Genomic DNA, 26,213 nt, shown 5'->3' with positions numbered 1-26,213 from the left:
CCTCGGGCGCGACCGGCGCCCGCGCCGCAGCCGTCCGCCCCGTCCCCGCAGTACCAGCCGCCGCAGCAGCCCCCGCAGGCCGCCGCAGCGCCGCAGGGGCCCGTACGGCAGGCGCCGCCGCCGGTCGCGCCCGAGGACGACGTACCGGAGGAGGACGACCCCGACCTCGTCGAGAGCGCGCTGACCGGGCACGACCTCATCGTCCGCGAGCTCGGGGCGACCGTTGTGGAGGAATACACGAACGAGTAGGGGCCTCTTTTCGGGTGGCCGCACAAAGGGCCGGCGCGCGAGCGGGCTAGGCTGCATGGCGTGAAGGTCCTCGTCATCGGCAGCGGCGCCCGCGAACACGCCCTGTGCCGCTCCCTGTCCCTCGACCCCGCCGTCGACGCGCTGTACTGCGCCCCCGGCAACGCCGGCATCGCCGAGGTGGCGGAGCTGCGCCCGGTGGACGCCCTCGACGGCGCCGCCGTGGCCGGCCTCGCCGCCGAGCTCGGCGCCGGCCTGGTCGTCATCGGCCCCGAAGCGCCCCTGGTGGCCGGCGTCGCCGACGCCGTCCGCGCCGCCGGCATCCCCGTCTTCGGGCCGTCCGGCGAGGCGGCGCAGCTGGAGGGGTCCAAGGCGTTCGCGAAGGACGTCATGGCCGCCGCCGGCGTCCCGACGGCCCGCAGCTACGTCTGCACCACGCCCGAGGAGGTCGACGAGGCGCTCGACGCCTTCGGCGCCCCCTACGTCGTCAAGGACGACGGCCTCGCGGCCGGCAAGGGCGTCGTCGTCACCGACGACCTGGAGGCCGCCCGCGCCCACGCGCTGGCCTGCGACCGCGTCGTCATCGAGGAGTACCTCGACGGCCCCGAGGTCTCCCTCTTCGCCATCACCGACGGGGTCACCGTGGTCCCGCTGCGTCCCGCCCAGGACTTCAAGCGCGCGCTCGACGGCGACCAGGGCCCCAACACCGGCGGCATGGGCGCCTACTCGCCGCTGCCGTGGGCCGACCCCGAGCTGGTCGACGAGGTCATGGCGACCGTGCTCCAGCCGACCGTCGACGAGCTGCGCCGCCGCGGCACGCCCTTCTCCGGCCTGCTGTACGCCGGCCTCGCGATCACCTCGCGCGGCGTCCGCGTCATCGAGTTCAACGCCCGCTTCGGCGACCCCGAGACGCAGGTCGTCCTGGCCCGGCTGAAGACCCCGCTCGCGGGCGTGCTGCTGAACGCGGCCAACGGCACCCTGGACGCCGAGCCGCCGCTGTCCTGGCGCGACGACGCCGCCGTCACGGTGGTCATCGCCTCGCACAACTACCCGGGCACGCCGCGCACCGGGGACCCGATCGAGGGCCTGGACGAGGTCGCCGCCGAGGACGGCCCCGACGCGTACGTGCTGCACGCGGGGACCCGGCGCGAGGGCGACGCGGTCGTCAGCGCGGGCGGCCGCGTCCTGTCGGTGACCGCCACGGGCGCCGACCTCGCGGAGGCCCGCGAGAAGGCGTACCGGGCCGTCGCGCGGATCCGGCTGGACGGCTCCCAGCACCGTACGGACATCGCCGCCAAGGCGGCCGCGGGCAGCTGAGCAGGCCGAACCGCGACGCGGGCCCGGTGCGCGAGGGACGTGCGCACCGGGCCCGCGCGCGTGTACGTGTGCGAGTGCATCCGGCCGCGTTCGAACGCAGCAGCTTTGCCCAAAGCCATTCCATCGAGTGATCGTCATACTGTCCGGCTGACTGCCGGCCGCTCCCCAACTAGGGTGCGGCGCAAGCATTCCGGCACTTGGCCCACCGGCATTGCGATGTCAGTGGCGGGTGTCACAGTGGGGGAGTGAGCGAAACCGCCGCAGGGCAGAGGGGGTGAGGTCCGGCCGTGTCCGGAACCGGTTCGTATCGGGAAGGCGGCGCGCCGTCCGCGCGCTCCCGGGCCCTGGCCGTGCTCCGCGTGCGGAGCAGGGCGCTGGCCCTCTGCCTGCTGCCCGCCGCCGCGGCGGTGGTGCTGGTGACCGCCCGCATGACGGGCAGGCTCGCCGGCGACCCCTGGCCGCTGGTGGCGCTCGTCGTCTGCGCGGTCGCCGCCGTCGTGCTGCTCGCCGCGGGCGTCTTCGCCGCCGTGGTGCTGCGCGCCGGCCCGGCCGTGACCCCGACCGTGCCGCTGGCCGAGTCGGAGGCGCCCGACCTGTACCGGCTGGTGCGGGACCTGGCCGACCGGATGGAGGTGCCCGCGCCGTCGGCCATAGCGCTGGCGCCGGACTGCGACAGCTGGCTGGAGGACCGCACGCATGCGGCCCACCGCCGGCGGGGCGCGGCCGCCGGCCCGGGCAGCGAGCCCGGCGCCGCGCCGGTGCTGGTGATCGGATCCCCGTTCCTCTGGTGGATGCGGGTGGCGGAGCTGCGGGCGGTGCTCGCGCCCGTCGTCGCCGGTACGGGGCCCTCGGCGCACCCGGACATAGCCGACGCCCGCAGCTTCGTACGCGGGCTCGACGCCGCCGCCGACGTGGGCAGCAGGCCCGGCCTCGGCTGGATCGGCCGCCCGGCCCGGCTCCTGCTGCGGCTGTGCCGGGAGGACGCCGCCGAGATGGAGCGGGGTGTCGCCGCCGCGGCGTCCGCGCGGGCGGAGCGGGTCGACTACGGGCTCCGGATCACCGCCCAGGAGCAGGTCGGCCTCGCGTACGCGGGCTGGGACCGGCTGCTGACCAGGGTGGCGCTGCCCGCATGGCGGATGGGCCGATGGCCCTCCCACCTCGACGCGGGGGTCGTCTCCGCGCTGACCGAGCTGTCCCGGCGGGACCGGCTGGCCGACGGGTTCACCTCCCGGCTGGGCGAGCGGCCCGCCTGTGACCTGCTGGAGCGGCCCGGCGCGGTGGACGAGGCGGCCTCGCTGCTCGCCGCGCGGCTGTTCCACGGCGGCCCGGCCGAGCCGGGGCCGCAGTGGTCGCCCGTGGACTGGGCGGCGTACCCGGAGGAGGTCGTGGACCGCAAGTGGCGCCAGGAGGCGGCCCGGCTGCACGCCGCGCTGGACGCCCTCGCGGTGCCGGCCGGCACCGGGCCGACCCTGGACCGGGTCCTCGGCTACCTGGCGGACGGGGGCGGCGAAGGCGGCCCCGGGGAGGCGCTGGCGGGGCGCCTCAGCGCCGATGTCGCCAGGGAGGAACGTTCCGCGGAGCACCGGGCCGAGCCGGTGCGCGGGGCGGACGCGGTGCCGCTGTTCCCGCTGCAGCCGCAGCGCAGCGGCCGCGACCTGCTCGCCGACCACGTGACGGCCGCGGTGTGCTGCGCCGCCGTCGACGGCGTGGGCGCCGGCCCGGGCCTGGACTGGCTGGACGGCCCCGTCCTGCTGCTCGCCGGGGAACGCCGCAAGGACCTCGCCCCCCGCGTCCTGAGCCTCGTGGAGGACGGCGATCCGGAACCCCTCCGGGACTGGCTCGCGGCCCTGGGCATCCGCCCGGAGAAGCCCATCCGCCTCCTCTGACTCCGACCGCCCCGCCTCCCCGCCCCGTGCGCCGGAAGCCTCCCCCCGCCGGTGCGTGACCCGGCGCCCGCCGTCTCACCGGGCGGCGGGCTCAGCAGCCTCCTCCACCACTGGAATCCCACCGGCAACTCCCGTTTGCGGTGCCGGGCCACGGTGGATTTCCGGGCGGTGGCCGGTTGTGGCGAACGGTGACGGAATCAGCGCGTTATGTGATGTGCTGGGACCGGCCGCGGTCGGTCGCCCGGGCAGCCGAGCCGTGCCGGCATGCAGCAGAGGACCGTTCGGGGGAGCGAGGGAGGGGCGCGGAATGGGTTCGGACCAGATCCGGCGGTGGGAGTCGGGGGCACTCGCCCATGCGGTGAACGATCCCTTCGGGCAGGGCCCGCTGCCGTGGTTCCGCGGCAGCGAGGTCTACTTCGGCGACACCGGCCAGGTCGTGCCGTGGTACGTCGACCCGGCCATCGCCCCCGGCCGGCCGGCCCGCGCCACGGGCAGCGGCGGCCCCCGCACCGCGGACGACGTGCACCGGCAGATCAAGGGGTTCGCCTCCACCGGGGCCGTGGCCCCGGGTGAGGCCATCGACTTCCACATCACGGTCGACCCGCCGCAGCAGTTCTCCGTGGACGTCTACCGCATCGGCCACTACGGCGGCGACGGCGCCTCGAAGATCACCACCAGCCCCCGCCTCTCCGGGATCGTGCAGCCGCCCCCGCTGACCGCCGACCGGACCGTGTCCTGCCACCACTGGTGGCTGTCGTGGCGGCTGCAGGTCCCTTCGTACTGGAACCTCGGCGCCTACGTGGCCGTGCTGACCACCGCCGACGGCTACCGGTCCCACATCCCGTTCACCGTCCGCGACGAGCACCCCGCCGACCTGCTCCTGCTGCTGCCGGACATCACCTGGCAGGCGTACAACCTGTACCCGGAGGACGGCCGCACCGGCGCCAGCCTCTACCACGCGTGGGACACGGACGGCCGGCTGCTCGGCGAGCAGGACGCGGCCGTCACCGTCTCCTTCGACCGCCCCTACGCCGGCGCAGGGCTCCCGCTGCACGTCGGCCACGCCTACGACTTCATCCGCTGGGCCGAGCGCTACGGCTACGACCTCGCCTACGCCGACACCCGGGACCTGCACGCCGGCCGCGTCGACCCCACCCGCTACCGCGGCCTCGTCTTCCCCGGCCACGACGAGTACTGGTCGGCGGCCATGCGCCGCACCGTCGAGGGGGCCCGCGACCACGGCACCTCCCTCGTCTTCCTCTCCGCGAACACCATGTACTGGCAGGTCGAGCTCGGCCCCTCCCCCTCCGGGGTCCCCGACCGGCTGCTGACCTGCCGAAAACGCCGCGGCCCGGGCCGCCCCTGCCTGTGGCGCGAGGTCGACCGCCCGGAGCAGCAGCTCCTCGGCATCCAGTACGCGGGGCGGGTCCCCGAGCCCGCCCCGCTCGTGGTCCGCAACGCCGCGCACTGGCTCTGGGACTCCACCGGAGCCGGCGAGAACGACGAGCTGCCCGGCCTGGTCGCGGGCGAGGCCGACCGCTACTTCCCGCGCACCCAGCTGCCCGAGCACCACGACAGGATCCTCCTCGCGCACTCCCCGTACCTCGACGGGGACGGGGCGCGGCGGCACCAGGAGACCTCCCTGTACCGGGCGCCGAGCGGGGCGCTGGTCTTCGCCTCCGGGACCTTCGCGTGGTCCCCGGCGCTGGACCGCCCCGGGCATGTCGACGAGCGGATCCAGCGGGCCACGGCGAACCTCCTCGACCGGATCTGCAAGAGGGACTGACCCGGGCGCCGCCCCCTGCCGCCCCCACCCTCGTCGGCCGCCGCGCGGCCGGTGCGGGAGAATGGGGCTGCGCTCGTACAGAACCACAGGGAGGCCCCGTGTCCGGATTCGTCGAAAAGCCCGAGCCGGTGCAGGTGCCGGGCCTCGTCCACCTCCACACCGGCAAGGTGCGGGACCTCTACCGCGACGGGGACGGCAACCTCGTCATGGTCGCCAGCGACCGCATCTCCGCCTTCGACTGGGTGCTGCCCACCGGCATCCCGGACAAGGGCCGCGTCCTGACGCAGCTGTCGCTGTGGTGGTTCGACCAGCTCGCCGACCTCGTCCCGAACCACGTCATCGGCACCGACCTGCCCGCCGGCGCCCCCGCCGACTGGGCGGGCCGCACCCTGGTCTGCAAGGACCTGGAGATGGTCCCGGTGGAGTGCGTCGCCCGCGGCTACCTCACCGGCTCGGGCCTCGCCGAGTACCGGCAGACCCGTACGGTGTGCGGGCTCGCGCTGCCCGAGGGGCTCGTGGACGGCTCGGAGCTGCCCGCGCCGATCTTCACGCCGGCGGCCAAGGCCGAGGTCGGCGAGCACGACGAGAACGTCTCGTACGAGGAGGTGGCCCGCACCACCGGCGCCGAGACCGCCGCCCTGCTGCGCCGGACGACCCTGGACGTCTACGGCCGCGCCCGGGACATCGCCCGCGAACGCGGGATCATCCTCGCGGACACCAAGTTCGAGTTCGGTTTCGACCGCGACGGCACGCTGGTCGCCGCCGACGAGGTGCTGACCCCCGACTCGTCCCGCTTCTGGCCGGCCGACCTGTGGGAGCCGGGCCGCGCCCAGCCGTCCTTCGACAAGCAGTTCGTCCGCGACTGGCTGTCCTCCCCGGCCTCCGGCTGGGACCCCAGGGGCGAACTGCCGCCGCCCGCCCTGCCGCAGGACGTCGTCGAGCAGACCCGCGCCAAGTACGTCGAGGCGTACGAGCGGCTCACCGGCCTGTCCTGGTCCTGAACGCGTCCCCCCTCGGCCGGGCCGGGCCGAGGGGGGACACGCAGGAAGCCCCCGGTCGGTGACCGGGGGCTTCCCTGTGGAGCGGACAACGAGACTCGAACTCGCGACATCCACCTTGGCAAGGTGGTGCTCTACCAACTGAGCTATGTCCGCAGGCGCCGTGGCGCGGGCACCACTATACCCAACCCCGCTCCCTGGCGAGACGCACCGCGGTGTGCCGGTTCTCGGCGCCCAGCTTCGAGGCCGCCGACGACAGGTAGTTGCGCACGGTGCCCTGCGACAGGCCGGCCCGTTCGGCGATCTCCGCGATCGGCGCGCCGTCCCCGGCGAGCTCCAGCACCTCGGCCTCGCGGGCGGTCAGCGGCGAGTCGCCGGCGCTGATCGCGTCGGCCGCCAACTCGGGGTCCACGTACCGGCCGCCCGCGTGCACGGTGCGGATGAGCTCGGCGAGCCGCTGCGCCGACACGGTCTTCGGGGCGAACGCCCGCACGCCCGCGGCCAGGGCCCGCTTGAGGTGGCCGGGCCGACCGTGACTGGTGACGATCATGGTGCGGCAGTCGGGGAGCTCGGCCTTCAGGGACGTGGCGACGCTCACGCCGTCCGCCCCCGGCATCTGCAGGTCGAGCACCGCCACATCGGGCCGGTGCGCGCGGGCCATCGCCAGAGCCTCGGGCCCCGATGCCGCCTCGGCGACGACCAGCAGGTCGTCCTCCAGGGCGAGGAGGGCGGCGAGGGCGCCGCGGATCAGGTGCTCGTCGTCGGCCAGCAGTACGCGCACGGGGCTCATGCCCGCACCTCCAGTCCTCGCAGTTGGCGCCCGGGGATCCGGGCGCGCAGCCGGAACCGGCCGTCGCCGAGCGGGCCGGCCTCCAGCGTGCCGTCCAGGGCGGCGAGCCGCTCCCGCAGCCCGGCGAGCCCCGAGCCGGGGGGTCCGGCGGGGGCACCGGGGGCCCCGTCGTTCTCCACGTCCAGGGTGAGCACGCCGTCTTCGGAGGCCGCGCCGGCGGCGCCCTCGGCGGGAACGGTGAGGCGGATCACGCAGGAGCGGGCGTCGCCGTGCCGCAGGACGTTCGTGGTGGCCTCGCGGACCACCCAGCCGAGCGCGGACTGCACCTCGGGGCGCAGGACCCGCCCGGCCTCCACCTCGACCCTGCAGTCCATGCCGGCCGCGGCGAGGACGCCGCGGGCGCCCTCCAGCTCGACGGCGAGGTCGGCCTCCCGGTATCCGCGGACGACGTCGCGCACCTCGCGCTGGGACTCGCGGGCGATCCGCTGGACCTCGATCATCTGGTCGACGGCCTCGGGGCGCTCGCGGCGGGCCAGCTGCACGGCGAGTTCGCTCTTCAGGGCGATGACGGCGAGGTTGCGGCCCATGACGTCGTGCAGGTCCCGGCCGAAGCGGAGGCGTTCCTCGGCGACGGCGAGCTGGGCCTGGAGCTCGCGGGCGCGGTCGAGCTCGTAGACGGTCTTGAGGAGCCAGGCGGAGAAGGCGCAGGTGAAGGTGAGGAGGAGGCTGGTGAGGAAGACGCCGGCCGCGTACCCCGCAGCCTCCGCGGGGGGCCGGACGGCGGCGGCCGGCAGTCCGGCGAGCACGGCCGCCGCGAGGGGCAGCAGCACCATGTGGCGGACCTTGGCCAGGGCGAGGGAGAGGGCGCCCGTGGCGAAGGCGACCGTGTTGACCACGATCATGGGGGTGGCGTTCTCCTCGCCGGTCTGGCCGGCGGACTGCAGGGCCAGCAGGGCGGCGACGATCACCACGGTCAGGGCGGCCGTGGCGGCGGTCTGCCGCGCAGGGCGTTCGCGGTGGCCCAGGACCCAGTCCAGCGCTCTGGAGGAGAGCACTCCGCACAGCACGGGGTGCGCCAGCACGGGCAGGACGAGCACCGCGGCGACGGGCCCCGGCGCCGTGCCGAGGGCGGCGAGGAGGACGAGCGCCTCGATCGCCATGAAGAAGTGGAAGGACCAGCGCGTGTACAGCTCGACCTTGGCCGCGCTGCTGCGGTTCTTCCACCATCCGGTCAGTCTCGACACGGTTCCCGTCCGTTCCCCCCGCCGCCCTCGGGCGGGCGCTCCCCACGGTCCAAGCCTGGCGGCGGGCCGGCCGCCGCACCAGTGCACGTGATCATCGCCGAGGATGACATTTGTCAGTGGCCGGCGGGGTGCGGGGGTATACGACGAAGGGCCCTGATCGATGATCAGGGCCCTTCGGAGCTGAGCGGACGACGAGACTCGAACTCGCGACATCCACCTTGGCAAGGTGGTGCTCTACCAACTGAGCTACGTCCGCATGCCCGCCTCGGCACGATGGCCGCGCGATGCGTGCATCACTCTACCCGATCCACCGGAGTGGTGGGTAAAGCCTGCGAGCGGGTGACAGGGATCGCACACTGCGCCTTCCCCCTGGAAGGGGGATGTTCTGCTACTGAACTACACCCGCACGACCTTCGGGGCTCTGACCTGCGGCCTCGCCCCTCGGCGTGATCCACACACTAGCGGACGACAGGGGGTGGATGCCAAATCCGCCCCCGCTCCCCCGCCCCGCCGAGCGCGGCAGGGGCCGGCCGCCTGCCCGGGGGCGGATCAGTGCGCCTGCTCGTACGCCTCGTAGACGCGCTTGGGGATCCGGCCCCGCGGGGGCACGTCGAAGTCGTGCGACCGGGCCCAGGCGCGGACCACCGCCGGGTCGGGGGCGAGGGAGGTGTGCTTGAAGGCCCGTCCGGAGCGGGACTGCCGGCGGCCGGCCGCCACGTACGGGGCCAGGCTCTTCCGGAGTTTCTTCGCGTTGGCCGGATTGAGATCGATCTCGTAGGACTTCCCGTCCAGGCCGAACGTGACGGTTTCCGCCGCTTCTCCGCCGTCGATGTCGTCGGAGAGAGTGACCACTACGCGCTGCGCCACGGATCTCGATCCCTTCGTGGGCCACTCGCCGCCGTCCGTTGACGTGCGGTGATGTCGCCTGTGTGGATGTTTCGGAGCAATGCGGTTTTCCGGCCCCGAAGCGGGGTGGCAAATCCCGCTCGCTCGGGGATTCCTTTGTACCGCGATTGCCATTGCATTGCGAAGCCCAGTTAATTGTCTGCGCGTGTCCCGCCGCAATGCCGAGTCGGGGGTTTTCCGGCGGATTTTGCGAAGCGTTGGTGAAGCCCGAAGGGCGCCTGTTCGGCCGCCTCCGGAAATCTACCCGCGTAGAAATTTCGGGCGGGTACGCTGAAGGAACCGCCTTGCACCAACCACCCATCGGGAGTGCCAGTGGCACGCGTCGTAGTCGACGTCATGCTCAAGCCGGAGATCCTCGACCCCCAGGGCCAGGCGGTGCAGCGTGCACTGCCGCGCCTGGGCTTCGAGGGCATCGCCGACGTCCGCCAGGGGAAGCGCTTCGAGCTGGAGGTGGAGGGTCCGGTCGACCAGACCGCCCTCGACCGGATCCACAAGATGGCCGAAACGTTCCTCGCCAACACCGTCATCGAAGACTTCACCGTGAAGGTAGAGGACTGACCGGTGACCACTCGCATCGGTGTCGTCACGTTCCCCGGAACGCTCGACGACCGTGACTCGCTGCGCGCCGTGCGCCTCGCAGGGGCCGAGCCCGTCTCGCTGTGGCACCGCGACAAGGACCTGCACCAGGTCGACGCGGTCGTCCTCGCGGGCGGCTTCTCCTACGGCGACTACCTGCGCGCCGGAGCCATCTCCCGGTTCTCGCCGGTGATGGAGACCATCATCGAGCAGGCCAGGGGCGGCATGCCGGTCCTCGGCATCTGCAACGGCTTCCAGATCCTCACCGAGGCCCACCTGCTGCCGGGGGCGATGCTCCGGAACAACCACCTGCACTTCATCTGCCGCGACCAGAAGCTGCGCGTCGAGAACGCGGACACCTCCTGGACCGGCGACTACGAGCAGGGCCAGGAGATCTCCGTCCCGCTCAAGAACATGGACGGCCGCTACGTCGCCGACCAGCGGACGCTGGACGAACTGGAGGGCGAGGGCCGAGTGGCCTTCCGGTACCTCGACTTCAACCCCAACGGCTCGCTGAACGACATCGCCGGCATCACCAACGCCGCCGGCAACGTCGTCGGCCTCATGCCGCACCCCGAGCACGCGGTCGAGCCGCTGATCGGGACCGGCCGCACCGACGGCCTCGGATTCTTCACCTCGATCCTGAAGAAGCTGGTCTCCGCATGACTCTGGACACCGTCAAGCACGCCGCCGGGACCCCGGACGCGGCGCAGCCCTGGAAGGAACTCGGCCTCAAGGAGGACGAGTACCAGCGCATCCGCGAGATCCTCGGCCGCCGCCCCACGGGCGCCGAGCTCGCCATGTACTCCGTGATGTGGTCCGAGCACTGCTCGTACAAGAGCAGCAAGGTCCACCTGCGCCAGTTCGGCGAGAAGGCCCCCGCGAACGACGCCATGCTCGTCGGCATCGGCGAGAACGCCGGCGTCGTCGACGTCGGCCAGGGCTACGCGGTCACCTTCAAGGTCGAGTCGCACAACCACCCCTCGTACATCGAGCCCTACCAGGGCGCGGCGACCGGCGTCGGCGGCATCGTCCGCGACATCCTCGCCATGGGCGCCCGCCCGGTCGCCGTCGTCGACCCCCTGCGCTTCGGCGCCGCCGACCACCCCGACACCAAGCGCGTCCTGCCGGGCGTCGTCGCGGGCATCGGCGGCTACGGCAACTGCCTGGGCCTGCCCAACATCGGCGGCGAGGTCGTCTTCGACGCCTGCTACCAGGGCAACCCGCTGGTCAACGCCGGCTGCATCGGCGTGATGAAGCACGAGGACATCCACCTCGCCAAGGCCTCCGGCCCCGGCAACAAGGTGATCCTCTACGGCGCCCGCACCGGCGGCGACGGCATCGGCGGCGTCTCGGTCCTCGCGTCCGAGACCTTCGACGACACCAAGCCCGCCAAGCGCCCCGCCGTCCAGGTCGGCGACCCGTTCCAGGAGAAGCTCCTCATCGAGTGCACCCTGGAGATCTTCAAGGAGAAGCTGGTCGCGGGCATCCAGGACCTCGGCGGCGCCGGCCTGTCCTGCGCCACCTCCGAGCTGGCCTCCGCCGGCTCCGGCGGCATGCGCGTCGAGCTCGACACCGTCCCGCTGCGCGACGCCACGCTCTCGCCCGAGGAGATCCTCATGAGCGAGTCGCAGGAGCGCATGTGCGCGATCGTCGAGCCGCAGCACGTCGACCGCTTCATGGAGATCTGCGAGAAGTGGGACGTCATCGCCACGGTCATCGGCGAGGTGACCGACGGCGAGCGCCTGGAGATCTTCTGGCACGGCGAGCAGATCGTGGACGTGCCCCCGGGCACCGTCGCCCACGAGGGCCCGGTCTACCAGCGGCCGTACGCCCGCCCCGACTGGCAGGACGCCCTCCAGGCCGACGACGCCGGCAAGCTGGCGCGCCCGCAGACCTCCAAGGAGCTCCGCGCGCAGGTCCTGGCGCTGGTCTCCTCCCCGAACCAGGCCTCGAAGTCCTGGATCACCGACCAGTACGACCGGTTCGTGCAGGGCAACACCGTCCTCGCGCAGCCGGAGGACGCCGGCATCGTCCGCATCGACGAGGAGTCGAACCTCGGCGTGGCCATGGCGACGGACGGCAACGGCCGCTACGCCAAGCTCGACCCGTACACGGGTGCGCAGCTGGCGCTGGCGGAGGCGTACCGGAACGTCGCCGCGACCGGCGCCAAGCCGCTGGCCGTCTCCGACTGCCTGAACTTCGGCTCGCCCGAGGACCCCGGCGTCATGTGGCAGTTCGCCGAGGCCTGCCGCGGTCTCGCGGACGCCTGCCTGGAGCTGGGCACGCCGGTCACCGGCGGCAACGTCTCGCTGTACAACCAGACCGGCGACACCGCGATCCACCCGACCCCGGTCGTGGCGGTCCTCGGCGTCATCGACGACGTCAACCGGCGGACGCCGATGGCGTTCGCCGAGCCCGGCCAGCTGCTGTACCTGCTCGGCGACACCGCCGAGGAGTTCGGCGGCTCCGCCTGGTCGCAGGTCGTCCACGACCACCTCGGCGGCCTCCCGCCGAAGGTGGACCTGGGCCGCGAGAAGCTGCTCGCCGAGATCCTGATCGCCGCCTCGCGCGACGGCATGGTCGACGCGGCGCACGACGTCTCCGACGGCGGCGTCGTCCAGGCGCTCACCGAGTCCTGCCTGCGCGGCGGGAACGGCGCCCGGATCGTGGTCCCCGAGGGCCTGGACGCGTTCACCTTCCTGTTCTCCGAGTCCGCCGGCCGGGCCGTCGTGGCCGTCCCGCGCAGCGAGGAGCTCCGCTTCACCGACATGTGCGGCGCGCGCGGCCTGCCCGCCACCCGCATCGGTGTCGTGGACGGCGAGGAGATCGAGGTCCAGGGCGAGTTCACGATCCCGCTGGCCGAGCTCCGCGAGGCCCACGAGGCGACGATCCCCGGCCTGCTGGCCTGATCCGCCCCGCCCCGCGGCACGGCGGGCGCCCCACCCGGGTGCCCGCCGTGCTGCGGCCGCCGCGGCCGATCGGGCACACTCGCCGCATGGCACCCAGGACCCGTCGCCCGCGCACCTACGACGCCGTGAAGATCCGAGCCGCCGTCACGGCGCAGTTCGGCCATCTCGCCGACGCGGTCCGCGAACTGACGCCCGAGCAGCTCGCCCGCCCCACCGGCCTGGGCGACTGGACCGTCGCCGACCTCGCGGCGCACATCGCCTGGATCGCCGACTCGCTCGCCGCCGGACTGGCCCGCCCGCCGGCCGCCGTCCCCGAGCTCACGGCCGTCGAGTGGCCGTCCGCGACCTCCTCGCTCGCCGGGAAGATCGCCGAGGCCGCCAAGGAGACCCTCGCGGGCGCCCCGCTCGCCGAGCTGTACGACCGCGCGGGGGCCCGCATGGCCGAGCAGCTCGCGGCGAACCCGGTCGGCAGCCGGGTCCTGCACCTGTGGGTCGGGGACATGGCCCTCGCCGACTTCCTCGTCACCCGCGCCGTGGAGCTCACCGTCCACACCGACGACCTCAACCGGGCCGCGGGCCTGGACGTCCCGATCGACCGGCAGGCGCTCGCCGCCACCACGCGGCTGCTCGCCGACGCCCTCGCGCTCGCCGCGCCGGGCGGTGCGGTGGAGGTGCGCGTCCCGCCGTTCGCGGTCGTCCAGTGCATCGAGGGCCCCCGGCACACCCGCGGCACCCCGCCGGGCGTCGTGGAGACCGATCCGCTGACGTGGATCCGGCTGGCCACCGGGCGTACGCAGTGGGAGGCGGCCCTCGCCGACGCCCGGGTCACCGCGAGCGGCGAGCGGGCCGACCTCGCCGCACTGCTGCCGGTGATGAGCTGAATCCGGCCACCGGCGCGGCGGGCGCCGACGGGGCCGGTCCGCGCCCGCGGAACCGGTCGGGCCGGCCGCCCGTCCCACCGGCATGCGAACGCTCCGGAACCTCCCCGCAGCCCTCGTCGCCCTCCTGGCCCTCGCCGCGACCTCCGCGTGCGGCGACGGAGGCGCCCCACCCGGCGCCTCCGCGGGCCCCGACTTCGCCGGCAACTGGTCCGTACGGAGCCTGACGGCCGGCGGCCGCACCCTGACCGCACCTCCCACCGCGCTCGTGGACTTCGAGACCGGCGCCCCCGGCCGGGCCGAGGCCAAGGGCAACTACGGCTGCAACGGCTTCACCGCGGCCGTCACCCACGAGGCCGCCGGCCGGCAGGCCACCGCCCTCACCGTCGAACCCGGCGCGTCGACCACCATGGCCTGCGAACACAGCGCCTTCGAGGCCGAGTTCGCCAAGGTGCTCCGCGGGCGCCTGGAGGCACGCCGCGGCCCCGGGGACCGGCTGACCCTGAAGGCCGCCGACGGCAGCACCGTCGAGCTGGTGCTGCGCGCCCCCGTGCCGGACGCCCCGCTCACCGCCACCCAGTGGACCGTCACGGCCCTGCTCAGCGGTGGTACGGCAGCCTCCGTACCGGCTCCGGCGGCCGGCCGGGCCGTCCTGCGGATCGGCCCCGACGGTGCCGCGGAGGGCAACCTCGGGTGCAACCGGTTCAGCGCCCCGGCCGCCGTCGAGGGCGACCGGATCACCTTCGGCGGGCTGACGTCGACCCGGGTCGCCTGCACCGGCCCCGAGGGCGACCTGGAGCGCACCCTCACCGAACTCCTCGGCAGCGGCCCCCTCACCTGGCGGATCCGGGCGCACACCCTCACCCTGACCGCGCCCGACGGCCGCGGGCTGACGGCCGAGGCGGCCTCCGCCGCCGAGTGACCCGTACGAACGCACCGGAAAAAGGGAAAGAAAAGGAAAAGAAACGCGGCGTTCCCGGCGGCGGCGCCCCGCTCTCCCGGAGAAAGCGGAGCGGGATCCGCCGACCGCGGCGCCGGCGCCGTCGGCCGCCGCCCGACCGCACTCGCGCCGCTCTCGCCGCGACACCGCAGGAAGAGCGCCCATTGCATCGGCAGGTGCGTGTCAACCACCGCATTTGCGGATATCGGACCCGTCACCCTCCGCAGGGGTTACCCGACTGTCCGCACTGTGACTTTTACCGTCAGTCCCCAATTCGGACCAGTGGTCGATCTCGCCTACACTCGGTGGCGTGCCTCGTGGTGATGGACGACTCAACCACGACCTGCTCCCCGGCGAAAAGGGCCCCCAGGACGCTTGCGGCGTCTTCGGTGTCTGGGCTCCGGGTGAAGAGGTCGCCAAGCTCACCTACTTCGGACTGTATGCACTGCAGCACCGCGGACAGGAGTCCGCGGGCATCGCTGTGAGCAACGGTTCCCAGATCCTCGTCTTCAAGGACATGGGACTCGTCTCCCAGGTCTTCGACGAAACCTCCCTCGGATCGCTCCAAGGTCATATCGCGGTCGGTCACGCCCGCTACTCGACCACCGGCGCTTCCGTCTGGGAGAACGCCCAGCCGACCTTCCGCGCGACCGCCCACGGCTCCATCGCCCTGGGCCACAACGGCAACCTGGTGAACACCGCCGAGCTTGCCGAGATGGTCGCCGACCTCCCCCGACAGGACGGCCGCGCCACCCAGGTGGCGGCCACCAACGACACCGACCTCGTCACGGCCCTGCTGGCCGGCCAGACGGACGACGAGGGCCGCCCCCTGACCGTCGAGGAGTCGGCCGCCAAGGTCCTCCCGCAGGTCAAGGGCGCCTTCTCGCTCGTCTTCATGGACGAGACCACCCTCTACACCGCCCGTGACCCGCAGGGCATCCGCCCGCTGGTCCTCGGCCGCCTGGAGCGCGGCTGGGTCGTCGCGAGCGAGACCGCCGCCCTCGACATTGTGGGCGCCAGCTTCGTCCGCGAGGTCGAGCCCGGCGAGCTCATCGCCATCGACGAGAACGGCCTGCGCACCTCCCGCTTCGCAGAAGCGAAGCCCAAGGGCTGTGTGTTCGAGTACGTCTACCTGGCGCGCCCGGACACCGACATCGCCGGCCGGAACGTCTACCTCTCGCGCGTCGAGATGGGCCGCCGCCTCGCCAAGGAGGCCCCGGTCGACGCCGACCTGGTGATAGCGACGCCGGAATCCGGCACGCCGGCCGCCGTCGGCTACGCCGAGGCGAGCGGCATCCCGTACGGCTCCGGCCTGGTCAAGAACGCCTACGTCGGCCGGACCTTCATCCAGCCCTCGCAGACGATCCGCCAGCTGGGCATCCGCCTCAAGCTCAACCCGCTCAAGGAAGTCATCCGGGGCAAGCGCCTGGTGGTCGTGGACGACTCGATCGTCCGCGGCAACACCCAGCGCGCGCTGGTCCGCATGCTCCGCGAGGCCGGTGCGGCCGAGGTCCACATCCGGATCTCCTCGCCGCCGGTGAAGTGGCCGTGCTTCTTCGGCATCGACTTCGCCACCCGGGCCGAGCTGATCGCCAACGGCATGAGCGTCGAGGAGATCGGCACCTCGCTGGGCGCGGACTCCCTCGCGTACATCTCCCTCGACGCCATGGTCGAGGCGACGACCATCCAGAAGCCGAACCTCTGCCGCGCCTGCTTCGACGGCGAGTACCCCATGGAGCTGCCCGACCCGCAGCTGCTGGGCAAGCAGCTCCTGGAGACCGAGCTGGCCGGCGGCACCGACGCCGCCGACGCGCTGCGCCGCCCGTAGCCCGCAGTCCCGCTCAACCTGCGCCGGGCCCTGTCTTTCAAGCTTTTCCCAGGGCCCGGCACTCCAACGCAGTAACGACACGAAAGCTCTCTCCTGTCATGACAGAGAAGACCACCGGTGCCAGCTACGCCGCGGCGGGCGTCGACATCGAAGCGGGGGACCGCGCCGTCGAGCTGATGAAGGAGTGGGTGAAGAAGACGCAGCGCCCCGAGGTCCTCGGCGGCCTGGGCGGCTTCGCCGGCCTCTTCGACGCCTCCGCCCTCAAGCGCTACGAGCGCCCCCTGCTGGCCTCTGCCACCGACGGGGTGGGCACGAAGGTCGACATCGCCCGCCAGATGGGCGTCTACGACACGATCGGCCACGACCTGGTCGCCATGGTCATGGACGACATCGTGGTGTGCGGAGCCGAGCCCCTCTTCATGACGGACTACATCTGCGTGGGCAAGGTCCACCCGGAGCGCGTCGCCGCCATCGTCAAGGGCATCGCCGAGGGCTGCGTCCTCGCCGGCTGCGCCCTCGTCGGCGGCGAGACCGCCGAGCACCCGGGCCTGCTGGGCCCGGACGACTTCGACGTGGCGGGCGCGGGCACCGGCGTCGTCGAGTACGACGCCCTGCTCGGCGCGGATCGCATCCGTACGGGTGACGCGGTCATCGCGATGGCGTCGTCCGGCCTTCACTCGAACGGGTACTCGCTCGTCCGCCACGTCCTCTTCGACCGCGCCGGGATGTCGCTCGACGCCCACGTCGAGGAGCTCGGCCGGACCCTCGGCGAGGAGCTGCTGGAGCCCACCAAGATCTACTCGCTGGACTGCCTGGCCCTCACCCGTACGGCCGAGGTCCACGCCTTCTCGCACATCACCGGCGGCGGCCTCGCGGCCAATCTGGCCCGGGTGGTCCCGGACCACCTGCACGCCACCGTCGACCGGTCGACGTGGGCGCCCGGCGCGATCTTCGACCTCGTCGGCACGGCCGGCCGGGTGGAGCAGCTGGAGCTGGAGAAGACCCTGAACATGGGCGTCGGCATGATGGCCGTCGTCCCGCAGGAGTCGGTGGACGTGGCGCTGACCGCGCTGGCCGACCGCGGCGTCGACGCCTGGGTCGCGGGCGCGATCACCGAGCGGGGCGAGCACGCCACGGGTGCGGAGCTGACCGGCTCCTACGCGCGCTGAGGGATGCACGGAAACCCGGTCCGGGGCGGGGCCCCGGACCGGGTTTCCTGTGCTGTTGCAGCTGCTCGGCCGCGTGGGTGGCCGGCTACGGCGTAGGCGTCAAGCGCCGCGACGCTGCGCGGACGGGCCGGACTCGTCGTCCTCGTCCTCGTCGTCGTCGTTGTACATCTCCGCGTACTTGGCGTACGGGTCGTCGTCGTCCAGCTCGTCATCGACGTCGACCGGCTCGCTGACAGGCAGCAGCGGCGCCGTCGGCGATGCGCCCAGCTCGTTGGCCAGACGCGCAAGGTCAGTGCCGCCGCTGTTGTACTTCAGCTGGCGGGCGACCTTCGTCTGCTTGGCCTTGGCCCGGCCGCGCCCCATGGCTCGACCCCCTCGGTGACGGGGCTCGACGGCCCCAGAGTCTGACACGCGTTCATGGTTCGGAGCGGGCTCTCCTCGGAGAGACCGTCCGTAGGGGTTTAACGGTACCTGCTTCCGCGGCCATACGGTACGCCGCCCGCATCACGCGCCCCGGTGCAGTACCACCGAGGCGCCCCGTCCTCGCTGGTCAGCTGCGATTTTAACTCTTTCCCGGCGGGCGACCCGCCGAGGCGCAGTGAGTTCCGTCTCGCCGCGCCCGGCGGGGCCGCCCGCCGGCGGGGTCAGGAGGCCTTCGCCGCCTTGGCGGCGCGGGCGTCCGCCATGCGCTGCTCGGCGATGCGGTCGGCGGCGGCGGCCGGCGGAATGCCGTCCGACTTCGCACGTGCGAAGATTTCGAGCGTGGTGTCGAAGATCTTCGTGGCCTTCGCCTTGCAGCGGTCGAAGTCGAAGCCGTGGAGCTCGTCGGCGACCTGGATCACACCGCCCGCGTTGACGACGTAGTCCGGGGCGTAGAGGATCCCGCGGTCCGCGAGGTCCTTCTCGATGCCGGGGTGGGCGAGCTGGTTGTTCGCCGCGCCGCAGACGATCGTGGCGGTGAGCGCCGGGACGGTGTCGTCGTTCAGGGCGCCGCCGAGCGCGCAGGGGGCGTAGATGTCCAGGCCCTCGGTGCGGATCAGCGCGTCGGTGTCGGCGACGGCGACGACCTGCGGGTGCTTGTCGAGGATGCGGCGGACGGAGTCCTCGCGGACGTCCGTGATCACGACCTCGGCGCCGTCCTCCAGGAGGTGCTCGACGAGGTAGTGGCCGACCTTGCCGACGCCGGCCACGCCGACCTTGCGGCCGCGCAGCGTCGGGTCGCCCCACAGGTGCTGGGCGCTGGCGCGCATGCCCTGGAAGACGCCGAAGGCGGTGAGGACGGAGGAGTCGCCGGCGCCGCCGTTCTCGGGGGAGCGGCCGGTGGCCCAGCGGGTCTCGCGGGCGACGACGTCCATGTCGGCGACGTAGGTGCCGACGTCGCAGGCGGTGACGTAGCGGCCGCCGAGGGACTCCACGAAGCGGCCGTAGGCCAGCAGGAGCTCCTCGGTCTTGATGACGTCCGGGTCGCCGATGATGACGGCCTTGCCGCCGCCGAGGCCGAGGCCGGCCATGGCGTTCTTGTAGGACATGCCGCGCGAGAGGTTCAGCGCGTCCAGGACGGCCTCCTCGTCGGAGGCGTACGCGTGGAAGCGCGTGCCGCCGAGGGCGGGGCCCAGGGCGGTGGAGTGGATGGCGATGACGGCCTTGAGTCCGGTGGCCCGGTCCTGGCACAGCACGACTTGCTCGTGGCCGCCCTGCTCCGTGCGGAACAGGGTGTGCAGGACGCCGTCGGTCATTTCGGTCACGGTGGTGACTCCCATGGAAGAGATGCGGCGGAATGACGCCCGCCCTGCGGGTGGGGGAGGGCGTGCTGGGAGCAGAGTAAGTCCAAAGCGCCGCCCGCAGAGCCCCTGTCCGGGGATCGGAACACTCCCGGAGTACGGGCCCGGCGCCCCGCTGCCGCCGGGGTCGGTCCGCGCGGCGGGCGGAGTAGGCCCGGGCGGGGCGGGGGAGTACGGAAGCGTGAGTGCATCCCGCGACCCCCGGCCGCCCTCCGAGCGCCCGGCGCCGACCGTCCCGTACGCCTCCTACCTGCGCGTCTACGAGCCGCTGGCGGCCTTCGCCGAGCCGGAGCGCACGCACTGGGCGGCGTACGCCCGGCGCGGGGCGGCGCCGACGGCCCAGGACGAACTGCGCCGGTCGCTGGCGGAGTTGGTGCGCGTCCCGGTGGCGGGGGTGCCGCGGCGCGAGAGCTCGGACGCCTTCACGGCGGAGGTGGACGGGGTGCTGCTGGTCTGCCCGTGGCGGACCCGGCTGCGGGGCTGGCTGGCGCTGAAGGAGCTCGTCGAGGAGTTCCCGGCTCCGGTGCTGGACGCGGCGCTGCCCCCGGAGTCGCGGCGGCGGGCGGCCGAGGAGTACGAGCGCTGGCGCGAGCGGAACCCGGACGCGCGGCCGTGGATCCGCAGCTCGGTGTGGCAGGTGCCACTGCGCTGGTTCGTGCTCGTGTCGGACGATGAGCGGGAGTACCTGCCGGGCGAGCGGCTGCGGTACCGGACGCCGATGGTCCAGGCGCGGCGGCGGCTGGCCCGGGCGCTGCGGACGCTGCGCGAGGCGGAGGGGTACGAGATGCTCGCCGACGGGCTGGTCGGGGTCGGCAGCTGGCTGGAGGAGTTCCACCCGCGGTCCATGGTCGAACTGGACTACGGCGGGCTGGTGCACGCGCTGCCGGCGGAGCGGCTGGCGGCGGACCGGTCGGCCCGGGACGTCGCGGCGGGGATGGCGGCGCTGCGGTCCGGGGACGAGGCCGGGGCGGCGGAGGCGTACGCGGAATTGGGGGAGCGCTGGCGGGAGGTCCGGGAGAGACTGTTCGCCAACTAGGGGGAGCCGCGAACCCGTATTCGGGCCGAACGGGCGGGACCTACGTCCCGATCCGGGCCATTGCCTCAAGCGTGACGGACTGCACTAAACACACCCTTGCGCCGTTCCCCTACCCTCGTGCCAAAATAGGACAAGGAGTCCGGGGAGGGTTCCTTCCGCCCAACTGAGGGCGGAATGCTCGGCATTGCACGCTACGGGGGGTCCAGAGGACTCCTGATCACTCTGTGACTGATCGTTACAGTGGGGTGACTGTCCGTTATGGGGCGGTCCATCGGCTTCCGACCGCTGATGAACACCTCGGAGGGCAATTCCGTCGGTTTGGCCGTCGCGGCTGGACGGATGGTGTAGTTGTAGTGCCGAGGACAAGCCGTTCGTCCTATAACCGACTCGGCCCGCGTATGTCCATTTCGGGCAACGCGGGCCAAGGTGCAGAATTTAGAGGAAAGAACCGAGATGGTTCGGTTCTCCCGAGGAGGCCGCTCATGACCGCTCGCACCCCTGATGCCGAGCCGCTGCTGACCCCGGCTGAGGTCGCCACGATGTTCCGCGTGGACCCGAAGACGGTGACCCGCTGGGCCAAGGCCGGCAAGCTGACGTCCATCCGCACCCTGGGTGGGCACCGCCGCTACCGCGAGGCCGAGGTCCGCGCCCTGCTCGCGGGAATTCCGCAGCAGCGCAGCGAGGCCTGAGGTCGCGTTCATCACCCCGCTTTGAACGGGTAGGCATCGGATCCCCCAATCCGATGAAACCCACTGTGCTTCATTCGGCCGGACCTGCCCCAACAGGTGCCCGGCCGTTCGGTCGCGCTGGACTCCGCCGGGTCCAGCGCGATCTTTTTTGTGCCCGCGGGCGGGGCGGCGAGCGGACGCCCGGGCGTCCGGGCCGCCCCTGGGAGGAGGTGCCATTGCACATATTAAATTGAGCGGACGTATAGGTGCGATAAAAGTGCGGGTGCCGAAAACTCGTGTGGTGACTCCTGTCACAGGCTGTGACTCTTGTGTGGGAGGCAATGCGCCCGTAAAGGGATGTCCCGCGCAGAGCGGTCTCGCCCGAGGCGTGACTTACGCGGAGGATTGCACCCGTGGAGGGCAGACGGGTGAATTCGGTCGGCCGAACGGGTGAAGTACCGGCCGTTGCCTCCCGGGCGGGCGGTGGCCCCCGTGGCGCGTGTGCCGGCCCGGGCCGCCGGAGTGCGGCCGGCGCAGTGGACGCAGCAGTGGACGCAGCAGGTGACGCGGCGGACGCGGACGTGCAGAAGGGCCCGCATCCTGGGGATGCGGGCCCTTCTCCTGCTGCGATCCTGACGGGACTTGAACCCGCGACCTCCACCTTGACAGGGTGGCGAGCTAACCAACTGCTCCACAGGACCTCGATGTGCAGCCGTTTTCTCGCTTGGCTGCGCATCAGACTGTACATGAGCCCGGGGGGTGCGGTCGAACCGGCCGGGCGCCCCGTCACGGAGCCGCCGCGTCCACCGCCTTCACGATGCGCTTGTCGGAGATCGGGTACGCCGTCCCCAGCGAGTGCGCGAAGTAGCTGACCCGGAGTTCCTCGATCATCCAGCGGATGTCCGTGACCGCCTCCGGCACGGGCCGGCCCTTGGGCAGCTGCTCCAGCAGCCAGGCGTACTCGTCCTGCATCTCGTGGATCTTCTGCATGCGCGTGGTGTCCCGCTGGACGGCCGTCGGCATCTGCTGGAGCCGCCGGTCGGCCGCCACCAGGTACCGCATCAGGTCCGGCAGCCGCCGCAGCCCGGTCAGGGTGACGAAGCCGGGCGGCATGAGGGCCGCCAGCTGCGCCCTGACGTCCTGCAGGTTCGCCAGCAGGGCCGGGCTCTGCGTGCCCTTCAGGCGCCGTTCGCAGGCCTGCCAGGCCGCGAGGACCTGCTGCACCTGCCCGACCGTGCGGACGGTCGTGTCCACCAGGTCGGCGCGCACGGCCTCGTACAGCCTGCGGTAGCCCGCCTCGTCCCAGGCCGGGCCGCCGTGGTCGGCGATCAGCTTGTCCGCCGCGGCCGTCGCGCAGTCGTCGAACAGCGCCTGCACGGAGCCGTGCGGGGTGCGCGACAGCGACAGCTTCTGCTGGTTGCTGAGCCGGTCCGAGGCGAACTTGGCGGCGTTCACGGGGAGGTTCAGCAGGATCAGCCGGCGCGTGCCCAGCCACATCGCCTGCTGCTGCTCGGCCTCGGTGTCGAAGAGGCGCACGGCGACGCTCGCCCCCTCGTCGACCAGCGCCGGGTACGCCTTCACGGGCTGGCCGGCCCGCCGCGTCTCGAAGACCCGGGCCAGGGCGCCGATCGTCCAGTCCGTCAGGCCGGAGCGCTCCACCGACTCCCCGCCCGCCCGCTCGGCGGTGGCCGCGGCGGCCTGGGAGAGGGCCTGGCGGGCCTTCGGCTTGAGCTTCAGGCGCAGCGCCTCCAGGTCCTTGTCCTCCGCGACCTTCCGGCGCCGCTCGTCAACGATCCGGAAGGTGATCTTCAGGTGGTCGGGGATCCGGGACGGGTCGAAGTCGTCCGCGGTGACCGGGACGCCCACCATCCGGTGCAGTTCGCGCGCCAGCGTGGCCGTCAGGGGCTCCTGGAGGGGAACCGCCGAGTCCAGGAAGCGGGCCGCGTAGTTCGGCGCGGGCACGTAGTGGCGGCGGATCGGCTTGGGCAGCGACCGGATCAGCTCGGTCACCACCTCCTCCCGCAGGCCCGGGATCTGCCAGTCGAAGCCCTCGGAGGTCACCTGGTTGAGCACCTGGAGCGGGATGTGGACGGTCACGCCGTCCGCGTCCGCACCCGGCTCGAACTGGTAGGTGACCCGGAACTTCAGCTGCCCCTGCCGCCAGGAGTCGGGGTAGTCGGCCTTGGTGACGCCGGCCGCCTTCTCCGTCAGCAGCATCTCGCGCTCGAAGTCGAGGAGTTCGGGCTCCTCGCGGCGCTTGTGCTTCCACCAGGAGTCGAAGTGCGCCCCCGACACCACGTGCTCGGGGATCCGCTGGTCGTAGAAGTCGAAGAGGGTCTCGTCGTCGACGACGATGTCGCGGCGCCGCGCCCGGTTCTCCAGCTCCTCGACCTCGGTCAGCAGCTTGCGGTTGTCCGCGTAGAACTTGTGGTGGGTGCGCCAGTCCCCCTCGACGAGGGCGTGGCGGATGAACAGCTCGCGTGAGGCCTCCGGGTCGATCCGCCCGTAGTTGACCTTCCGCTGGGCGACGATCGGCACGCCGTACAGCGTGACCCTCTCGTACGCCATCACGGCCGCCTGGTCCTTCTCCCAGTGCGGCTCGCTGTACGTGCGCTTCAGCAGGTGCCCGGCGAGCGGCTCGACCCACTCGGGCTCCACCTTGGCGTTGACCCGCGCCCACAGCCGGGAGGTCTCCACCAGCTCGGCGGACATCACGAACTTGGGCTGCTTCTTGAAGAGCGCCGAGCCCGGGAAGATCGCGAACTTGGCGCTGCGGGCGCCGAGGTACTCGTTCTTGTCGGTGTCCTTCAGGCCGATGTGCGACAGCAGGCCCGCGAGCAGCGACACGTGCACGTGCTGCTCGGAGGCGTCCGCCTCGTTCACGTGGATGCCCATGCCCTTGGCGACCGTGCGCAGCTGCGAGTAGATGTCCTGCCACTCGCGGATCCGCAGGAAGTTCAGGTACTCCTGCTTGCACATCCGGCGGAAGGAGGAGGAGCCGCGCTCCTTCTGCTGCTCCCGGACGTAGCGCCACAGGTTCAGGAAGGACAGGAAGTCGCTGGTCTCGTCCTTGAAGCGGGCGTGGTGCTGGTCGGCCTGGGTCTGCTTGTCGGACGGGCGCTCGCGCGGGTCCTGGATCGACAGCGCGGCGGCGATGACCATGACCTCGCGGACGCAGCCGTTGCGGTCGGCCTCCAGGACCATGCGGGCCAGCCGCGGGTCCACGGGCAGCTGGGAGAGCTTGCGGCCGAGCGGGGTGAGCCGCTTGCGGGGGTCCTTCTCGGCCGGGTCGAGGGCGCCGAGCTCCTGGAGGAGCTGGACGCCGTCGCGGATGTTGCGGTGGTCCGGCGGGTCGATGAACGGGAACTTCTCGATCTCCCCGAGCCCGGCCGCGGTCATCTGGAGGATGACGGAGGCGAGGTTGGTGCGGAGGATCTCCGCGTCGGTGAACTCCGGGCGGGCCTCGAAGTCGTCCTCGGAGTACAGCCGGATGCAGATGCCGTCGCTGGTGCGGCCGCAGCGGCCCTTGCGCTGGTTGGCGCTGGCCTGCGAGATCCGCTCGATCGGCAGGCGCTGGACCTTGGTGCGGTGGCTGTACCGGGAGATGCGGGCGGTGCCCGGGTCGATCACGTACTTGATGCCGGGGACGGTCAGCGAGGTCTCGGCGACGTTCGTGGCGAGGACGATGCGGCGGCCGGTGTGCTGCTGGAAGACCCGGTGCTGCTCGGCGTGGGAGAGGCGGGCGTACAGCGGCAGCACTTCCGTGAAGCGCAGCTTCTTCTTGACGAGGGCGTCCGCGGTGTCGCGGATCTCGCGCTCGCCGGAGAGGAAGACCAGGATGTCGCCCGGCCCCTCGGCCTGGAGCTCGTCCACGGCGTCGCAGATCGCGGTGATCTGGTCGCGGTCGCTCTCCTCGGAATCCTCCTCCAGCAGCGGCCGGTAGCGGACCTCCACGGGGAACGTGCGGCCGCTGACCTCGACGATCGGGGCGTCGCCGAAATGGCGGGAGAAGCGCTCCGGGTCGATGGTCGCGGAGGTGATCACGACCTTGAGGTCGGGGCGCCGGGGCAGCAGCTGGGAGAGGTAGCCCAGCAGGAAGTCGATGTTCAGGGACCGCTCGTGGGCCTCGTCGATGATGATCGTGTCGTAGGCGCGCAGCTCGCGGTCGGTCTGGATCTCCGCGAGGAGGATGCCGTCCGTCATCAGCTTCACGAAGGTCGCGTCCGGGTCGACCTGGTCGGTGAAGCGGACCTTCCAGCCGACCGTGCCGCCGATCTCGCACTTCAGCTCCTCGGCGATCCGCTCGGCGACCGTGCGGGCCGCGAGGCGGCGGGGCTGGGTGTGCCCGATCATGCCGCGGACGCCGCGGCCCAGCTCCATGCAGATCTTGGGGATCTGCGTGGTCTTGCCGGAACCGGTCTCACCGGCGACGATCACGACCTGGTGGTCGCGTATCGCCTCGGCGATCTCGTCCTTCTTCTGGCTGACGGGCAGGTTCTCGGGGTAGGTGACCTCGGGCATGCGCGAGGCGCGGCCGGCCAGCCGCGCGGCGGCCTTCTCGGCCTCCGCGGCGATCTCGTCGAGCACGGCCTGCCTGGCCTCGGGCTTTCGGATGCGGCGGGCGCCTTCTAGGCGGCGGCCGAGGCGGTGCGCGTCGCGGAGGGAGATCTCACCGAGAAGCGTCTGCAGGGCGGCGAAGGAAGTAGACATACCTGCTCGAGGATCTCACCCCGGTGCGCCGGGTGGCGAACGCATTTGTCGGGGGGACCCGTACCATTTCGGGACGATCCCCCGTCCCTTCCCGCGTGAGAGGCCCCACGTATGCCGAGCAGCGCGCACCGACGCGTGTGCGGCGTGCTGCTCGCGGCGCTGCCGGCGCTGCTGGTGCTGCTGTGCGGTCTCGCCGGCGGCGCGGCGGGCACGGCGGCTGCGGCGCCGGTCGGCCGGCCGGCCGGGACGGCCCCGTCCGCCGGGGCCGCCGAGGACGTCTCCGACCGGGCTGCGGGCCGGGCTTCCGCGGACGTCGCGGGGCCGCTGCCCGGCCGGATCTCCGCCGGAGCCGCCGGCGGTGTACCGGATTCCGCACGGGCTTCCGCCGTGGGGCGGTGGTCCGCCGGGGGCGGGGCCGTGAGGGCTCCTGCCGTCGGGCAGTGGGCTGACGCGGCCGACACCGTACGGGCTTCCGCCGCGGGGCAGTGGGCTGACGCGGGCGGGGTCGTACGGGCTTCCGCCGTGGGGCCGTGGTCCGCCGC

Annotated in this window: 19 protein-coding genes, 4 tRNA genes and 2 pseudogenes; 15 read left to right on the top strand and 10 right to left on the bottom strand. The window is 72.6% G+C overall.

Annotation, left to right across the window (positions count from 1 at the left end; translation table 11 throughout):
• The 5 genes and pseudogenes from EF903_RS09430 to EF903_RS09410 form a co-directional block, all read left to right on the top strand.
• A pseudogene (locus tag EF903_RS09430) lies at positions 1-249 on the top strand (DNA polymerase III subunit gamma and tau); the annotation flags it as partial.
• Between the two features lie 60 nt (positions 250-309).
• On the top strand, positions 310-1,563 hold the full coding sequence (gene purD / locus EF903_RS09425; protein ID WP_125542739.1) for a phosphoribosylamine--glycine ligase: 1,254 nt from the start codon (positions 310-312) through the stop codon (positions 1,561-1,563).
• Positions 1,564-1,850: 287 nt separating this feature from the next.
• The gene (locus EF903_RS09420; protein ID WP_125542738.1) at positions 1,851-3,449 is read left to right on the top strand and encodes a hypothetical protein; all 1,599 of its coding nucleotides are present in this window, start codon (positions 1,851-1,853) and stop codon (positions 3,447-3,449) included.
• A 307-nt stretch (positions 3,450-3,756) separates the two neighbouring features.
• Entirely contained in the window at positions 3,757-5,235 is a 1,479-nt protein-coding gene (locus EF903_RS09415; RefSeq protein ID WP_125542737.1) for a N,N-dimethylformamidase beta subunit family domain-containing protein, read from the top strand.
• A gap of 98 nt (positions 5,236-5,333) precedes the next feature.
• A complete protein-coding gene (locus tag EF903_RS09410; protein ID WP_125542736.1) occupies positions 5,334-6,236 on the top strand; it encodes a phosphoribosylaminoimidazolesuccinocarboxamide synthase in 903 nt (300 codons plus the stop codon).
• Positions 6,237-6,313: 77 nt separating this feature from the next.
• Here EF903_RS09410 and EF903_RS09405 read toward each other — a convergent pair.
• The 6 genes from EF903_RS09405 to EF903_RS09380 all read right to left on the bottom strand — a co-directional run bounded on the left by EF903_RS09405 (position 6,314) and on the right by EF903_RS09380 (position 9,134).
• A tRNA-Gly gene (locus EF903_RS09405) sits at positions 6,314-6,389 on the bottom strand.
• Positions 6,390-6,411: 22 nt separating this feature from the next.
• On the bottom strand, positions 6,412-7,023 hold the full coding sequence (locus tag EF903_RS09400) for a response regulator transcription factor (RefSeq protein ID WP_114058212.1): 612 nt from the start codon (positions 7,021-7,023) through the stop codon (positions 6,412-6,414).
• Positions 7,020-8,267 (bottom strand): sensor histidine kinase, encoded by a 1,248-nt coding sequence (locus EF903_RS09395; RefSeq protein ID WP_125542735.1) that lies wholly within the window; start codon positions 8,265-8,267, stop codon positions 7,020-7,022. Before EF903_RS09395 ends, EF903_RS09400 begins: the two co-directional genes overlap by 4 nt.
• A gap of 183 nt (positions 8,268-8,450) precedes the next feature.
• Positions 8,451-8,523: transfer RNA gene (locus tag EF903_RS09390), tRNA-Gly, on the bottom strand.
• Positions 8,524-8,601: 78 nt separating this feature from the next.
• Positions 8,602-8,673 (bottom strand) — tRNA-Gly (locus EF903_RS09385).
• Positions 8,674-8,816: 143 nt separating this feature from the next.
• Positions 8,817-9,134 (bottom strand): Lsr2 family protein, encoded by a 318-nt coding sequence (locus EF903_RS09380; protein ID WP_114058210.1) that lies wholly within the window; start codon positions 9,132-9,134, stop codon positions 8,817-8,819.
• Between the two features lie 345 nt (positions 9,135-9,479).
• Between EF903_RS09380 and purS the strand changes: the two genes are divergently transcribed.
• The 7 genes from purS to purM all read left to right on the top strand — a co-directional run bounded on the left by purS (position 9,480) and on the right by purM (position 17,476).
• Positions 9,480-9,731: a phosphoribosylformylglycinamidine synthase subunit PurS gene (gene purS, locus EF903_RS09375; RefSeq protein ID WP_114058209.1), complete on the top strand. Its 252-nt coding sequence runs from the start codon at positions 9,480-9,482 to the stop codon at positions 9,729-9,731.
• A gap of 3 nt (positions 9,732-9,734) precedes the next feature.
• Positions 9,735-10,415, top strand: a complete 681-nt coding sequence (purQ, locus tag EF903_RS09370; RefSeq protein WP_114058208.1) for a phosphoribosylformylglycinamidine synthase subunit PurQ — start codon at positions 9,735-9,737, stop codon at positions 10,413-10,415.
• On the top strand, positions 10,412-12,661 hold the full coding sequence (gene purL, locus EF903_RS09365; protein WP_125542734.1) for a phosphoribosylformylglycinamidine synthase subunit PurL: 2,250 nt from the start codon (positions 10,412-10,414) through the stop codon (positions 12,659-12,661). The genes purQ and purL overlap by 4 nt, the downstream gene beginning before the upstream one ends.
• An 86-nt stretch (positions 12,662-12,747) precedes the next feature.
• Complete coding sequence (locus EF903_RS09360; protein ID WP_125542733.1) at positions 12,748-13,542, top strand: maleylpyruvate isomerase family mycothiol-dependent enzyme; 795 nt, start codon at positions 12,748-12,750, stop codon at positions 13,540-13,542.
• 82 nt (positions 13,543-13,624) lie between these two features.
• A complete protein-coding gene (locus EF903_RS09355; RefSeq protein WP_125542732.1) occupies positions 13,625-14,461 on the top strand; it encodes an META domain-containing protein in 837 nt (278 codons plus the stop codon).
• Positions 14,462-14,789: 328 nt separating this feature from the next.
• Positions 14,790-16,307, top strand: a complete 1,518-nt coding sequence (gene purF, locus EF903_RS09350; RefSeq protein WP_125542731.1) for an amidophosphoribosyltransferase — start codon at positions 14,790-14,792, stop codon at positions 16,305-16,307.
• A 98-nt stretch (positions 16,308-16,405) separates the two neighbouring features.
• Positions 16,406-17,476 (top strand): phosphoribosylformylglycinamidine cyclo-ligase, encoded by a 1,071-nt coding sequence (purM, locus tag EF903_RS09345; RefSeq protein WP_125542730.1) that lies wholly within the window; start codon positions 16,406-16,408, stop codon positions 17,474-17,476.
• Between the two features lie 99 nt (positions 17,477-17,575).
• Here purM and EF903_RS09340 read toward each other — a convergent pair whose 3' ends face one another.
• Positions 17,576-17,887 (bottom strand): DUF3073 domain-containing protein, encoded by a 312-nt coding sequence (locus EF903_RS09340; protein WP_229884581.1) that lies wholly within the window; start codon positions 17,885-17,887, stop codon positions 17,576-17,578.
• Between the two features lie 233 nt (positions 17,888-18,120).
• Positions 18,121-19,236: an amino acid dehydrogenase gene (locus tag EF903_RS09335; RefSeq protein ID WP_312845903.1), complete on the bottom strand. Its 1,116-nt coding sequence runs from the start codon at positions 19,234-19,236 to the stop codon at positions 18,121-18,123.
• A gap of 202 nt (positions 19,237-19,438) precedes the next feature.
• Here EF903_RS09335 and EF903_RS09330 point away from each other — a divergent pair, with 202 nt between their 5' ends.
• Positions 19,439-20,293, top strand: coding sequence for a hypothetical protein (locus EF903_RS09330; protein WP_125542728.1), 855 nt, complete (start codon positions 19,439-19,441; stop codon positions 20,291-20,293).
• A 482-nt stretch (positions 20,294-20,775) separates the two neighbouring features.
• Positions 20,776-20,982, top strand: a complete 207-nt coding sequence (gene bldC / locus EF903_RS09325) for a developmental transcriptional regulator BldC (RefSeq protein ID WP_003949541.1) — start codon at positions 20,776-20,778, stop codon at positions 20,980-20,982.
• Positions 20,983-21,588: 606 nt separating this feature from the next.
• Here bldC and EF903_RS09320 read toward each other — a convergent pair.
• Both EF903_RS09320 and hrpA read right to left on the bottom strand, forming a co-directional pair.
• Positions 21,589-21,662, bottom strand: a tRNA-Asp gene (locus tag EF903_RS09320).
• 85 nt (positions 21,663-21,747) lie between these two features.
• On the bottom strand, positions 21,748-25,671 hold the full coding sequence (gene hrpA / locus EF903_RS09315; RefSeq protein WP_125542727.1) for an ATP-dependent RNA helicase HrpA: 3,924 nt from the start codon (positions 25,669-25,671) through the stop codon (positions 21,748-21,750).
• Positions 25,672-25,782: 111 nt separating this feature from the next.
• Between hrpA and EF903_RS09310 the strand changes: the two are divergent.
• Positions 25,783-26,213, top strand: a pseudogene (locus tag EF903_RS09310) (hypothetical protein); the annotation flags it as partial.

The organism is Streptomyces sp. WAC05292, from assembly GCF_003949955.1.
Taxonomy (GTDB): domain Bacteria; phylum Actinomycetota; class Actinomycetes; order Streptomycetales; family Streptomycetaceae; genus Streptomyces; species Streptomyces globosus.
The sequence above is the reverse complement of the archived record's forward strand: the minus strand, read 5'-3'. Positions and strand labels throughout refer to the sequence as shown.

What these genes read in the sequence shown, in the direction of transcription:
- EF903_RS09415 (WP_125542737.1), top strand. Translation starts at nt 3,757, where the DNA reads ATGGGTTCGGACCAGATCCGGCGGTGGGAGTCGGGGGCACTCGCCCAT.
- EF903_RS09400 (WP_114058212.1), bottom strand. Translation starts at nt 7,023, where the DNA reads ATGAGCCCCGTGCGCGTACTGCTGGCCGACGACGAGCACCTGATCCGC.
- purL (WP_125542734.1), top strand. Translation starts at nt 10,412, where the DNA reads ATGACTCTGGACACCGTCAAGCACGCCGCCGGGACCCCGGACGCGGCG.
- EF903_RS09360 (WP_125542733.1), top strand. Translation starts at nt 12,748, where the DNA reads ATGGCACCCAGGACCCGTCGCCCGCGCACCTACGACGCCGTGAAGATC.
- EF903_RS09355 (WP_125542732.1), top strand. Translation starts at nt 13,625, where the DNA reads ATGCGAACGCTCCGGAACCTCCCCGCAGCCCTCGTCGCCCTCCTGGCC.
- purM (WP_125542730.1), top strand. Translation starts at nt 16,406, where the DNA reads ATGACAGAGAAGACCACCGGTGCCAGCTACGCCGCGGCGGGCGTCGAC.
- EF903_RS09335 (WP_312845903.1), bottom strand. Translation starts at nt 19,236, where the DNA reads ATGGGAGTCACCACCGTGACCGAAATGACCGACGGCGTCCTGCACACC.
- bldC (WP_003949541.1), top strand. Translation starts at nt 20,776, where the DNA reads ATGACCGCTCGCACCCCTGATGCCGAGCCGCTGCTGACCCCGGCTGAG.
- hrpA (WP_125542727.1), bottom strand. Translation starts at nt 25,671, where the DNA reads ATGTCTACTTCCTTCGCCGCCCTGCAGACGCTTCTCGGTGAGATCTCC.